This is a genomic window from Amycolatopsis sp. NPDC049688, from assembly GCF_040674975.1.
GTDB lineage: Bacteria > Actinomycetota > Actinomycetes > Mycobacteriales > Pseudonocardiaceae > Amycolatopsis.
The window spans coordinates 688,896-700,901 of the sequence record NZ_JBFANY010000003.1; the positions used below are offsets into that span (position 1 = coordinate 688,896).

The window sequence follows — 12,006 nt, forward strand, 5'->3', positions numbered from 1 at the left end:
TCAGCCGCAGACCGGGCAGTCCGGCCGGGGGAATTCCGGGCCGAGCGCGAAGCTGTCCTGCAGGGTGACGAGGTTGTAGCCGAACTCGCAGTTGGTCCGCACGGCGGGCACCCCGGTGATCAGGCTGAGCGCCAGGTGCGCGGCCAGCTGCCCGGCGACACCGGCCGTCACGGCGTTGGCGGCGTGCGGCCGGGTCGTCCGGGCGGCCGAGGGTGTCAGCGGCGGCAACCCGGCGCGTCGCTCGCGCTCGGCCAGGCGAGCGCATTCGTGGCACGGACCGGTCCCCGGCCGGTACACCCCGCAGCCGACCTGCGGTCCGTGGTAGCCGCCGTGCACCCAGGCCGTCCCGGTCGCCACGCACGCCTCGTTGGCCCAGGAGCGGATCTCCGGGGGCTGGTCCGCGGCCAGCAGCAGCACGTCGAAGCCGGTCGCCAGCGTCCGCAGGGCCGCGGGGCCGTCGACGGCCGACCGCTCGCCGGTCACCCGGACACCGGGGTTGGCCGCACCCAGCCGCTCGACCGCCGCGTCCACCTTGGGCCGGCCGAGGTCGTGCTCGGTGAACAGGATCTGGCGGTTGAGGTTGGAGAGCTCGACGACGTCGGGCTCGACGCAGTGGACGTGCCCGACACCGGACAGCACCAGCGTCTGGGCCGCGGTGCAGCCGACCCCGCCGATCCCGACCACCACGACCCGCGCGCCGGCCAGCAGCAGCTGCGTGTCCCAGCTCGTGCGGCGCGGGGTCCGGTCCATCCAGCGGAAGAGCGCCCGGCTGCGGCGGTAGCGCTCCCGCTCGGCCGCGGTCAGCCCGGTGACGGGCGGTTCCGCGGCGTCTTCGACGTACCCGGCCCGGACGAGGTCGCCGACGGCCGTCCGGACGTCGGACTCCGAAAGGGCGCGGTGGCGGTGGACCACGTCGGCGACGACCTGGTCCGTGGTCCGCGAACCGTCGAGGGCCGCCAGCAGCGCCCACACCCAGCCGTCCGGGTCGGCGATGTCGGCCGCGATGCCCCGCACGACGCCGCCGATCCGGACGCGGTCGTCGCCGTGGCGGACCGGGAGGTGCTCGGGTTTGATCATCGGACGCTGCACGGCCGCTCCTCGCTAACTCTGCTGCGTCGGGTGGCTGAAGGTCGTTTCCCGTTCCACTTCAATGAACACGATCATGAGTCCACACCCTCCTCTGCCGGATTTCCGATCGGACCCGGCCAGCATGGAACCCCGCGTTGTCAACGACGTGTCCGCGCCGGAGTCAGGGGCACAACATGCCGCTGTCAAACGTGACAAATCGAGGTCAGCACAGGTCAGAGCGCTGCGCGGCGCGGACGGGAAATGCCAGAATCAATTGCGCGAGGAGGTGCTACACAGCAATCCCAGGAGGGGGGAAAGCTGGCGGATGGAGATCGCGTTCGGAATTCTCGGGCAGACAACCATGCGCATGCACGGGCAGTTGACCACCCGATGGGGCTCACCCAAGCTGCAGAAAGTACTGGCGGCGTTGCTGACGCAACCCGGGGTGCGCATGGGGGTGACGACCCTGGCCGAATGGGTGTGGTCGGCCGACGAGCGTGAACCCCACGATCCGGTCGCCACGTTCCGCACCTACACCGGGCGCATCGGCAAAGCCCTGCGCGAGGCCGGGGTCCCCGCGACCCTGCGCACCGTCGATGGTGCGCTGCTCCTCGACGTCGAACGGGCCGCAATCGACTATTTCGCGGCCGGAGAATTGATCGAAACGGCTCGGCGGCACAGCAAATCAGCGGATCACGAAGCGGCGTGCGACGCGGTCACGGCCGCACTCGGCCTGTGGCGCGGGCAACCGCTCGCGGACCTGACCTCCCAGCGCGCCCGGGACTGGCGCTATGCGGCGGTGCACAACGTGTGGCTGCCGGCGAACCAACTGCTGCTGGGGGAACTGATCGCCCTCGGCCGGTTCGAGGCCGCACTGCGGAAACTCGACGAACTGCAGCAGGAACACCGGACCGACATCGGCCTGGCCCGCCGCCGCCTGCAGGTGCTGCGCGAACTCGGGCGGACCGACGACATGGGCGCCTACCACCTCGCCGCCCGCCGGCTCCTCCAGGCCGAAGGCGACGAGGCCGCGGCCGACGACCTGCTCAAGTACTACAACGCCCTGACCGCGTCACCCGAACCGGGCAGGCGAAGCGGCCCGGGAGCCCGCAGCGCGGCCGAACGGCTGGCCGCCCTGCCGCGCCCGCGGCCGCCGGCCGACCGGCCGGTCCACGACCGGGCGGGCAGCCTGCTCCCGGCGTTCCGGCCGCGGGGCCGGTCGCTGCTTCCGCCGTCACCGCCGGATTTCGTGGGGCACCAGGACCTGCTGGAGAAACTCGATCGCCTGGCGTGCACCGCCGAGGGCCGGTTCCGGCCCGGCGTGGTCGTCCTGGACGGGCTGGCCGGCATCGGCAAGACGGCGCTGGCCGTGCATTGGGCGCACCGGAAGTACGGCAGCCTGGTCGACACGGCGTTGTACCTCGACCTGCACGGCTTCGACGGCAGCCGTCCCCTGGAAGCCGCCGAGGTGGTCGACGCGCTGCTCGACTCCGCCGACGTGCCGATCGCGCGCCTGGCCACGCGGGCGCGGCGGGAAGCGAAGCTGCGCGAAATCCTTGCGGGGACGCGCACTTTGGTCGTGCTCGACAACGCGGCGAACTCGGCTCACGTGCTGCCGCTGCTGTTCCCGCTGTCGCCGTCGCTGGTCCTCGTCACCAGCCGCCAGGGGCTGACCGCGTTGGCGAGCCGGCACGGCGCACGGCACTGTTCGGTCACCCCGCTCGACGATGCGCACGCCGCCGAGCTGCTGGCCGGCCGCATCGGGCAGCGGGGCGTGGCCGAACAGGCGGCGCTCACCCGGATCACCGCGTTGTGCGGCGGGCTTCCCCTTGCGCTGCAACTGGTCGCGCACCACATCGAAAGCCACCGCGGCGCGGCGCTGACCGAGTTCGCCGACGAACTGCAGGACGAGAGCCGCGTGCTCGACATCGGCGACGACGGGGACGACCCGCCCGCAAACGTGCGGGCGGCCTTCTCGGTCACCTACCACGCCCTCCCGCAGGAGGCGCGGGACCTGTTCCGGCTGATCGGCCTTTCCCCGACGCGGGAACTGACGGCGCACGCCGCGGCCGCGCTCGCCGGTTCGCCGGTCAAGGAGGTCCAGCACGCCCTGGACGTGCTCGCCGGCACGCACTTCCTCACCCACACGGGGTTCCGTGGCCGTTACCGCATCCACGACCTGCTCCGGGCGTTCGCCCGCGAACTCGCCGAGCAGGTCGCCGACCGGGAACAAGCCGAGCGCCGGTTGCTGAGTTTCTACCTGCACGCGGGGTATGCCGCCGACCGCCTGCTGTTCCCCTTCCGGCCGCCGGTGCCGATGCTGACGGCAATGAGCGGAACTCCGCCGGTGGAGCACGCCTCCGAGAGCGCGGCGGCGAGTTTCCTGCTGACCGAGCGCACGAATTTCTCGCAGCTCGTTCCGTGGGCGGCGGAACGGGGATATCACGAATTCGCCTGGCGGATCCCACATAATCTGTACGGCCTGTATCGTCGTTACGGTTTTTACAGCGATCTTTATGACGCCTATCGGGTCGCTGTGTCTTCCGTTCAATCGGTACATGATCTCGAATCCGAAGGGGCGACGAGGAGCGATTTCGGGAAAATCGCCGCTGCTTTGGGGGATCGGGATACGGCGTTGCAGCAGTTCCACCTCGCGGCGGCGCTCGCGCAGCGGACGCAGAGCGCGATGGGAATCGCGATTTCGTTGTCGAACCTGGGCAACTACGAAGCCGAGGTCGGCAATCTGGAGGCAGCAGGCGACCTGTACCGGCGGGCACTGGACCAGCTGGCAGGAACGGACGATGCCGGGGCCAAGTCCGCGATCCTCCATCGCCTGGCGATGACGCTGCGCACGGGCGGACACCACGACGAGGCCCTCGCGCTGTTCCGCCGGGCGTTGAGCCTGCGGGAGAGCATCGGCAACGACCACGGCCAGGCCGAGACACTGGCGGAACTGGCAGCAACCCTCGGCGACCTGCACGAATACCCCGACGCGCGCCACCACGGCCGGCGTTCCCTGGCGATCGTCGAGCGCATCCACGATCTCGAGGTGGGCCCCCGGGCGTGCTATGTGATGGCTTTCCTTCACCACCGTCAAGGCGAGCACACCGCGGCGATCGGCTACGCCCGCCAAGCCGTGCGGCTGGCACGCCTCAGCCACAACGCGAAAGTCGAAGCCGACGCCCTTCACGTTCTCGGGCACGCATTGCACGAAACCGGACGAATGGCCGCGGCCGAAGAAGGCTGGCTGAGCGCGACAGCCATCTACGCCGACCTGGGCGACCGCGAACGCACCGAACACATGGAAGCCGACCTGGCGGCGATCCAGTAAGCGGAGTAGCTACCGTCCAGTAAATCGATCACTCGTGCTTGTTATGCAGATACACCCTCGGTAGACATGTAACTCACTCGGTAGAGTTGCCCCACCCCGTTCCGAGCGACCCCATTCGGGGGACGCCGATCGACGCTAAGTAGCACCCCGCGCGCGGGGTCTCCGACAGCGGCCTCTACAGTTCCGGGCAACTGATCACAGCGGACTCGAAGGACCGGCCGCACACATCGGCGAAAGTCACCTTCGAGGACCCGGCCCGAAACGAATACCGAGGAAAGGAACAATTCCGGTAAGATGCTGAAACCGACTACATTCCGTGGCGCGCTGACGGCTGCGGCCATCGCCGCATTCGCTCTCATCGCCTCGTACTGGAATCCCGAGGGGATCGTCTCCCTGCTGGGCATCGCAGCCGGTTAGAACGCTGCCGTGGCGGGGCAGACGGCACGCGCCTTCTGCCCCACCCCCTAAGGACCCGCGGGTCCGTCCCAGACCGACCCGGCGTCCACGAAGGACCTCAGCAACCCGGTCAACCGCGCGTCCCCGCGGCCGTTGAGCTCGTCGGAGGCGATGCGGCGGGCCACGCCGGCCAGGAAGTCGGCCAGCTGGACGCGGGCGTCGGTGCGGGAGTCGACGAACCGGACTCCCGCCAGGCGGTGCCCCAGGATGCTCTTGAGCTGCAGGACCCGCTCCGCCGTCAAGGCCAGCTGCTCGTCGTGGACCAGCTCCACCGGGGTGCCGTCCGCGCTCCAGTGGCGGACCGTGTGGATCACCGCCGGCACCAGCGGGTCCAGCGCCGGGACCACGCCCGGGTCGCTCGCCAGCCGCCTGCGGTAGGCCGCCACGAGCTCGCCTCCGCCGCGAAAGCGTCCGATGAGCTCGCCCGCTTCGCCCGGGACCTGCGCCAGCTCGTCGACCAGCGTGAAGAACTCCTCCGGCGATGTCGTCACGCCGCGGCGGGGCCGCAGGCGCAGGATGCTGGTGAACGCCGTCAGGAAGTACGCCCAGCGGTCGGCGCCGAACGCGGCCGGGCCCGTGCGGTGCAGGGTGCGGGCCATCTCCTCCGTGCCGTCGCCGGCCAGGAGCGCGACCATCGCCCGGACCGCGAAGAACGTCTTGCCGGTCAGGTGCACGTGGCCGCGGCCGGCCAGGGGGCCGTCCGGGGCGAGCAGCCACTCGAGCACCGCGCGGTGCTTGGCGCGGAGCAGGTGGTTGGCCTTGTACTCCTCGGCGGGCGAGCCGATCCGGGCGCGGATCTCCGCCACGCAGGCGGCTGCCTCGGCGGCCGATATCCGGACGCCCGCATGGGCGAAGACGTCCGTTTCGCCGCCGAGCAGGTTCTCGCCCTCCGAGCCCGACTCGTCGCAGGCGATCTCGACCGGGCGCACCCGCCGATCGTGCCAGAGGGACCCGGCCGCGGGCGACCGGTTTGCCGGCCCGGGGTCACGGTTGGGCCACGGCGGCTAACGACCACGGCAGGTCCGGTGACTCGCGAACTGCAGGGAGTTCGGAGGAGGTGCCGATGGCTGCGAACGACCGACCGGCCCGGCTCGCCCTGGCGGCCGCCGTGGTCGCGCTCCTGCTGGGCGCCACCGGAGTCCTTGTCCGGCACCAGGTTCTCGCGACCACCACAGCCGCGGCGACCGCTGTGGCGGCCGAGCCGGGCGTCGTGCCGCCGATGACCCGCCGGTTCGGCGGCGGCGTGCTCCTGGACGGCCCGTCGCGGCCGGTGCGGATCCCGGTGCCCGGCGCGCCGCCCGCCGGGTTCGCGCCCGTCGTCATCGCCGCGAACGGGACCCGGCTCGTGCCCGCCGCCTACGACGGCGCCACCCGCAGCCTCGTCGCCCAGGTCGCGTACCCGGGCGGCTTCTGGGGCGGGCTGCTCGACCTCGCCGCGCTGGGCCGCGAAGGCGGGCCGGCGCCCCGGCCCGACTGCGCCGGGCGCGCGGCGAGTGCCGACGGGGTGACCGTCGACGCCGGCGAGCCGGATCCGCGGGCGCCGGTGTGGGTCTGCGTGACGGCCGGGAACGGCCACGCGAACATCACGCTGACCTCGAACTCGGCGGTGCCCTACCGGATCGTCCCGCCGCCGGCCTGGCCCGGGCCGGCCACCCGGACCGCGGCGGCGAGCACGTCCGCCGTGCAGCTGCTCGGCCGCCCGCGGCAGCGCGACCTGCTCTGGCCCGGCGCCGGCGTGACCTACACCGTCCCGTTCGGCCTGCTGCCCGCGCGCATCCGCGGCCAGGCCGACCCCGGGCCCGCCCTCGGGACGGCGCTCGCCACGGCCGCCCACCGCGCGGCCGGGCTCTTCGGCCTGGCCGGCGGCTCCGGCCCGGCGGCGGGCGTGCTCGCCTGCGCGGCGGACGCCGGCGCCGCCCGGTACACCCCGGACCGGCCCTTCGCCGACGTCGCGGCCGACGTGTGGGCCGCGCTCGAACCGTGCCACCCGGACGGTGGCGTGGTCGTGCGCCGGCTGGTCGCCGCCGACGTCGGGGCGGTGACCAGCGGCGTCGCCGGCGCGAGCCCCGCCTTCGAGATCCCGGTGACCACCAGCCGCGCGCAGCGGTTCACGCAGGTTCTCCAGTACCGCCCGCGAGCCGCGGCGGTCCGGGCGAGCGGCACCTGCGCGGCGGTGTCGGCGGTGTCCGGCCGCCACGACGCCTACCGCTGTTCGGCCGGCGGGACGACGTATGACCCGTGTTTCGCCGGACCGGGACCGCGGCCGCGGATCACGTGCCCGACGTCGGCGACCAGGGCCGTCCTGCTCACCTACTCCGGCGCGCTGCCGACGCCACCGCAGCCCGGCGGCACGGCCGATCCTTTCCTGCTGGTCCTGGCGGACGGCTTGCAGTGCGCCGCCGTCGCGGCGCCGGAGGTCCGGTACGCCTGTTCGGACGGCCGGACCGTCCTGCACGAGGAGCCGGACACGTCGGGTCCGCTGTGGACGATCGAGGCCCGGACGATCACGAAGGCCTACGCCTAGGTCAGGGTGATCTTGCCGCCGGCGACCGTGATCGCCTTCTTCTCCAGCGGCTTCGACGCCGGGCCGTTGGCCACCGCACCGTCGGCGATCTTGAACTTGCTGCCGTGGCAGGGACAATCGATGGTGCCGCCGGCGACGGTGCCGACCGTGCAGCCCTGGTGGGTACAGATCGCCGAGAAGGCCGCGAAGGTCCCCGCCACCGGCTGGGTCACCACCACCTGCTTGTCCGCGAACACCTTGCCGCCGCCGACCGGGACGTCACCGGTGGCGCCGAGTTCGGTGCCGCCGGGAGCCGCGGACGACGGCGTGCCGCCCGCACCGCCGCTGTAGGTGCTGCAGCCGGCCGCCAGCCCGCCGCCGAGGACCGCCAGCGCCGTCCGGCGGGTCAGCGCCGGGTCCACGTCGTCGTTGCGCACTTTTTCGTCCTCCGCGGCTAGAAGGTCAGACCGGACCGGGTGAAGAACCACAGCGACGCGCTCAGCCACAGCCCGACCAGCGCGGTGAAGACCAGGCCGCCGAGCAGCGGGAGCGACCACCCGGGCGCGCCGTCCTTGCGCAGCAGGAGCATCTTCGCCACGAACACGCCGTAGAAGAAGCAGCCGAGCAGGGAGTGCAGGAGGACGCGCAGGTCGAACGCCTGGAACCCGAGCGCGTAGAGGCAGTGCATCGCGACCGGGATCGACGCGAGGAAGGCCAGCCGGCCCGACCAGCGGTGCACCGGCCCGGCCCACGCGGGTGAGCGGCCGAGCTTGCCGTACATCGCCAGCGCCGAGACGAGCTGGACGAGGGCGAGCACGACGACGACCGTGGCGAGCCACGCCTTCACCGACTGCGGACTCGAGAAGCCGGCGATGTTCACCGCGACGCCGGTCGGCGGGTGCAGGCCGCCGTAGACCCCGAGCGCCACCGAGACGGCGGCGCCGGCCACCAGCGGCACTACGAGCGCGACCGCGGTGCGGCGGCCCGCTGCCGGGGCGGTCATCAGAATTCCCCCGTCCCGGCCACGCCGCTGATCGACTCGGCCGTCACCGGGATGCCGTCGACGGTCGCGGTGCCGGCGGCCGGGTCGAGCGCCGGGGCGGCCGCCGGGCCGTCTTCCGTCGTGAGGAGGCCGACCTGGCTGCCGTCGGACTGCACGATCCAGCCCGCCTTCGCGGGCTTGCCCTTCACCTTCGGCGCCGCCCGGTAGAGGCCCGCGGGTTTCTTCGCCACCGGCACGGTGAACCGGTAGGTCTTGCCGGCCGCCGTCACGGACCCGGTGGCCGAAGCCGTGTCGAAACTGCCCGTCAGGCTCGCGTTCGGGGCGCCCCTGAGGTTGAGGTTCCCGTCGACGGTCACGCCCTGGAGCCAGGCTTCGACCTTCTTGCCGTCGCAGAGGTAGGCGATGGCGTGGCCGTCGCGCGCCGACACTGCGATCGACGCGCCGCCGCCGGTCACGCGCCCGGCGAAGTCGGCCCGCGCGGGCACCGCGGGTTTCGGCGGCTCCGCCGTCGTCCGGGGTGGCGAGGTGGGCGCGGTGGTGCTCGCGGCGCCGACCGCGCTCGCGTTCCCGGCGACCGGCGCGCCGGTCCCGGAGGCCACGTCGGCGACGCCGATCCCGCCGGCGAGCACCACACCGGCGAGCAAGGTGAACAACGGTCCTGGACGTTTCATGGTCTTCCCCGCATCTCCCGAAACGGCTCAACGCTACGCGCGGAAAAGAGGTAATGCTTAGCAACGGCAAGCGGGTGGATCGTGGTTGACTGGCCGCATGCTGCCCTGGGACGGCGAACTCGCCGGCCGGCTCGACCGGCACACGGTGTCCTCCACGCTGCTGCGCGGCAATCCGCTCGGCGATCCCCACGACCGGCCGCTCTGGGTGTACGTCCCGCCGGGGTACGACGACGGCGACGAGCGGTACCCGGCGGTGTACGTCATCCAGGGCTACACCGGGCACCTGACGATGTGGGCCAACCGGACCCCGTTCCGGCAGCCGTTCGTGGAGACGGCCGACGCCGTCTTCGCCGGCGGCGCGCCGGGGTGCGTGGTGGTGTACGTCGACGCGTGGACCGCCTACGGCGGCTCGCAGTTCGTCGATTCGCCGGGCACCGGCCGCTACCACTCGTACCTGTGCGACGAGATCGTGCCGTGGGTCGACGAGCGCTACCGGACACTGCCCGCGCCGGCGTCCCGCGCGATCGCCGGCAAGTCCTCGGGCGGGTTCGGCGCGATGATCACGCCGATGCTGCGCCCGGACCTGTTCGGCGCGCTGGCGACGCACGCGGGCGACTCGCTCTACGAACTGTGCTACGTCCCCGACTTCGGCAAGGCGGTCCGCGCGCTGCGCGAGTACGACCAGGACATCCAGGCGTGGTGGGCGGACTTCCGCAGCCGTCCGGCGTTCACCAAGCCCGAGGACTCGACGCTGCTGATGCTGCTCGGCGTCGCGGCGTGCTTCTCGGCCCGCGAGGACGGGACGCCGGAGCTGCCGTTCGACCCGCTGACCGGGGCCCTGCGGCCGGAGCAGTGGCAGCGCTGGCTCGACTGGGATCCGGTCCGGATGGTGGCCCGCCACACCGACGCGGTCCGCTCGCTGCACGCGGTGTGGATCGACGCGGGCACGAGCGACGAGTGGTTCCTCGACCTCGGCGCGGAGGCGTTCCGGGCGGAAGTGGCGGCGGCGGGCCTGCCGGACGACCGCGTCCGCTTCGAACTGTTCGACGCCGGGCACGGCGGGATCGACTACCGCTACCCGCTTTCCCTGGCCTGGCTGGCGGAACGGCTGGCGCGGTAGTGGTCACGGAGACGGACGTGGTCCTGCCGGACGGGCGTTCCCTGCACGTGTACGACACCGGCCCCGCCCGGGTCACCGTCTTCTGGCACCACGGCACGCCCAACACCGGCGCCCCGCCCGGGCCCCTGCTGCCGCTCGCCCGGGAGCTCGGCGTGCGGTTCGTGTCCTTCGACCGGCCCGGCTACCGCACCTCCACGCCGGTGCCGGGGCGGACCGTCGGGGACGTCGCCGGGTGGGTGGCCGCCGTGGCCGACGCGCTCGGCATCGGGCGGTTCGCCGTGCTCGGGCACTCCGGCGGGAGTTCGCACGCCCTGGCCTGTGCCGCGCTGCTGCCGGACCGGGTGCTCGCCGCCGCGGGGCTGGCCGCGGTGGCGCCCTTCGACGCGCCCGGGCTCGACTGGTTCGGCGGCATGGCCGCGGCGAGTGCCGCCTCCCTGCGCGCCGCCGCGGACGGGCGGGTGGCCAAGGAAAAGCACGAAGCCGCCGCCGAATTCGATCCCGATGTCTTCACCGCCGCCGACTTCGCCGCGCTGAAGGGATCGTGGTCGTGGCTGGACGAGGTCGTCCGCGCGGCGCTCGCGGACGGGCCCGGCGGGCTGATCGACGACGACCTCGCCTACGTGACGCCGTGGGGCGGCGATCCCGCGTCGATCAGCGCGCCCGTCCTGCTGGTGCACGGCGAAGAGGACCGGATGATCCCCGCCGCGCACAGCGCGTGGCTCGCCGGGCGGTGCCCGGACGCCGAGTACCGGCCCTCCCCCGGCGACGGGCACCTGTCCGTGCTGCGCCACGCCGCGGACGCCCTCACCTGGCTCGCCGGTCACGGCAGCAGAAGCAGCGAAGCGACCACCGGCGCCAGGTAGAGCGCCGGGAACACCAGGTGCCCGTACGACCGCGCCCGGGCCACGGTGATCAGGGCGCCGGTGAAGTACAGCACCAGGCCGATCGCCGCGGCAATGCCGATCGGCGGCCAGAACAGCCCAGCCAGCAGCCCTGCCGCGCCGGCCGCCTTCGCCGTGCCGAGCCACGCCCAGAACCGTTCCGGCACACCGTATTCGGTGATCGGCTCGACGACCCACTTCGCGCGGGTCAGCATCGAGACGGCCGAAAAACCGACCCAGGCCGCGGCGGCGACGGTGACGATCAGGTAAGCGGTGGACATCGGAACTCCTCGGGCTTCGCGGGCCCCTTTGCCGAGCCCGTCACCCCCACGACTCCGCGGTCCGCGCCGATGTGACAGCCCCGCCCGTGACGCCCGTCACTCGGCCGCGAAGTGCGCCACCACCATCTCGACCAGGGCGGTGACGTCGGCGTCGGCCATCGGCTCGCCGGTCATGCCCATCCGGTGCAGCAGGGAGCCGACGACGACGTCGACGAAGAACAGCACCCGCTGCTCCGGCTCGCCGAGCGCGTCCTGGAGGGCGAGCCGGTACGGGTCCTGCAGCCGCGAGGACAGCACCACGCGCAGGGCCGGATCGCTGACGGCGTCGCTGAACACGCCGGCGAACGCGTCGCCCACCCCGGGTTCGGCGATCTTCGCCGCGCCCCAGCGGATGACCGACGCCAGGATCTCCGCCCGGCTCCCGCCCACCAGCGGCGCCGGGCCGAACGCGGCCAGCAGGACGTCGACGATCAGCTCGCCCTTGGACGGCCAGCGCCGGTAGATCGTCGTCTTGGCGACGCCGGCCGCCGCGGCGATGCGCTCCACGGTGGCCCGCGCGTAGCCGAGCTCGTGGACCGTCCGCAGCGTCGCGGCGAACACCTGGGCGTCGACCCCGGCGCGGGGACGGCCCGGCGGCCGGGCTGCGGCGGAAGGCATGGCGCCACCCTACCGGTATTCGCTACCGTAGGTTT

Annotated in this window: 11 protein-coding genes; 4 read left to right on the forward strand and 7 right to left on the reverse strand. The window is 72.8% G+C overall.

Translation table 11 applies throughout. The features are described 5' to 3' along the window. Positions 1-1,089 carry a ThiF family adenylyltransferase gene (locus AB0J55_RS14270; RefSeq protein WP_364247705.1) on the reverse strand — a complete coding sequence of 363 codons (1,089 nt, stop codon included), beginning with the start codon at positions 1,087-1,089 and terminating at the stop codon, positions 1-3. Between the two features lie 61 nt (positions 1,090-1,150). Between AB0J55_RS14270 and AB0J55_RS14275 the strand changes: the two genes are divergently transcribed. Then, positions 1,151-4,399, forward strand: coding sequence for a tetratricopeptide repeat protein (locus AB0J55_RS14275; RefSeq protein ID WP_364247708.1), 3,249 nt, complete (start codon positions 1,151-1,153; stop codon positions 4,397-4,399). Positions 4,400-4,863: 464 nt separating this feature from the next. On the opposite strand, the gene AB0J55_RS14280 is transcribed toward AB0J55_RS14275, so the two are convergent. Continuing rightward, positions 4,864-5,784 carry a DUF3800 domain-containing protein gene (locus AB0J55_RS14280; RefSeq protein WP_364247710.1) on the reverse strand — a complete coding sequence of 307 codons (921 nt, stop codon included), beginning with the start codon at positions 5,782-5,784 and terminating at the stop codon, positions 4,864-4,866. 134 nt (positions 5,785-5,918) lie between these two features. Here AB0J55_RS14280 and AB0J55_RS14285 point away from each other — a divergent pair, with 134 nt between their 5' ends. Then, on the forward strand, positions 5,919-7,379 hold the full coding sequence (locus AB0J55_RS14285; RefSeq protein ID WP_364247713.1) for a hypothetical protein: 1,461 nt from the start codon (positions 5,919-5,921) through the stop codon (positions 7,377-7,379). Here the strand turns inward: AB0J55_RS14285 and AB0J55_RS14290 are convergent. Genes AB0J55_RS14290 through AB0J55_RS14300 form a run of 3 tightly spaced genes read right to left on the reverse strand, consistent with a single transcriptional unit; the run spans position 7,376 to position 9,032 of the window. Further along, positions 7,376-7,795, reverse strand: coding sequence for a Rieske (2Fe-2S) protein (locus tag AB0J55_RS14290; protein WP_364247715.1), 420 nt, complete (start codon positions 7,793-7,795; stop codon positions 7,376-7,378). The genes AB0J55_RS14285 and AB0J55_RS14290 overlap by 4 nt on opposite strands. Positions 7,796-7,812: 17 nt before the next feature. Then, positions 7,813-8,361, reverse strand: coding sequence for a DUF6529 family protein (locus AB0J55_RS14295; RefSeq protein ID WP_364247718.1), 549 nt, complete (start codon positions 8,359-8,361; stop codon positions 7,813-7,815). Then, positions 8,361-9,032 (reverse strand): hypothetical protein, encoded by a 672-nt coding sequence (locus AB0J55_RS14300; protein ID WP_364247721.1) that lies wholly within the window; start codon positions 9,030-9,032, stop codon positions 8,361-8,363. The genes AB0J55_RS14295 and AB0J55_RS14300 overlap by 1 nt, the downstream gene beginning before the upstream one ends. Positions 9,033-9,129: 97 nt before the next feature. Between AB0J55_RS14300 and AB0J55_RS14305 the strand changes: the two genes are divergently transcribed. Together AB0J55_RS14305 and AB0J55_RS14310 are read left to right on the forward strand one after the other, a co-directional pair. Beyond that, positions 9,130-10,152, forward strand: a complete 1,023-nt coding sequence (locus AB0J55_RS14305) for an alpha/beta hydrolase-fold protein (protein WP_364247724.1) — start codon at positions 9,130-9,132, stop codon at positions 10,150-10,152. Next, complete coding sequence (locus tag AB0J55_RS14310) at positions 10,152-11,015, forward strand: alpha/beta hydrolase (RefSeq protein ID WP_364247727.1); 864 nt, start codon at positions 10,152-10,154, stop codon at positions 11,013-11,015. Before AB0J55_RS14305 ends, AB0J55_RS14310 begins: the two co-directional genes overlap by 1 nt. Here the strand turns inward: AB0J55_RS14310 and AB0J55_RS14315 are convergent. Together AB0J55_RS14315 and AB0J55_RS14320 are read right to left on the reverse strand one after the other, a co-directional pair. Then, complete coding sequence (locus AB0J55_RS14315; protein WP_364247729.1) at positions 10,973-11,314, reverse strand: DoxX family protein; 342 nt, start codon at positions 11,312-11,314, stop codon at positions 10,973-10,975. The two genes, AB0J55_RS14310 and AB0J55_RS14315, sit on opposite strands and share 43 nt — an antisense overlap. 96 nt (positions 11,315-11,410) lie before the next feature. Next, positions 11,411-11,971 carry a TetR/AcrR family transcriptional regulator gene (locus tag AB0J55_RS14320; RefSeq protein ID WP_364247732.1) on the reverse strand — a complete coding sequence of 187 codons (561 nt, stop codon included), beginning with the start codon at positions 11,969-11,971 and terminating at the stop codon, positions 11,411-11,413. Positions 11,972-12,006 lie beyond the last annotated feature (35 nt).

What these genes read in the sequence shown, in the direction of transcription:
- AB0J55_RS14285 (WP_364247713.1), top strand. Translation starts at nt 5,919, where the DNA reads ATGGCTGCGAACGACCGACCGGCCCGGCTCGCCCTGGCGGCCGCCGTG.
- AB0J55_RS14305 (WP_364247724.1), top strand. Translation starts at nt 9,130, where the DNA reads ATGCTGCCCTGGGACGGCGAACTCGCCGGCCGGCTCGACCGGCACACG.
- AB0J55_RS14295 (WP_364247718.1), bottom strand. Translation starts at nt 8,361, where the DNA reads ATGACCGCCCCGGCAGCGGGCCGCCGCACCGCGGTCGCGCTCGTAGTG.
- AB0J55_RS14275 (WP_364247708.1), top strand. Translation starts at nt 1,151, where the DNA reads ATGAACACGATCATGAGTCCACACCCTCCTCTGCCGGATTTCCGATCG.
- AB0J55_RS14300 (WP_364247721.1), bottom strand. Translation starts at nt 9,032, where the DNA reads ATGAAACGTCCAGGACCGTTGTTCACCTTGCTCGCCGGTGTGGTGCTC.
- AB0J55_RS14320 (WP_364247732.1), bottom strand. Translation starts at nt 11,971, where the DNA reads ATGCCTTCCGCCGCAGCCCGGCCGCCGGGCCGTCCCCGCGCCGGGGTC.
- AB0J55_RS14315 (WP_364247729.1), bottom strand. Translation starts at nt 11,314, where the DNA reads ATGTCCACCGCTTACCTGATCGTCACCGTCGCCGCCGCGGCCTGGGTC.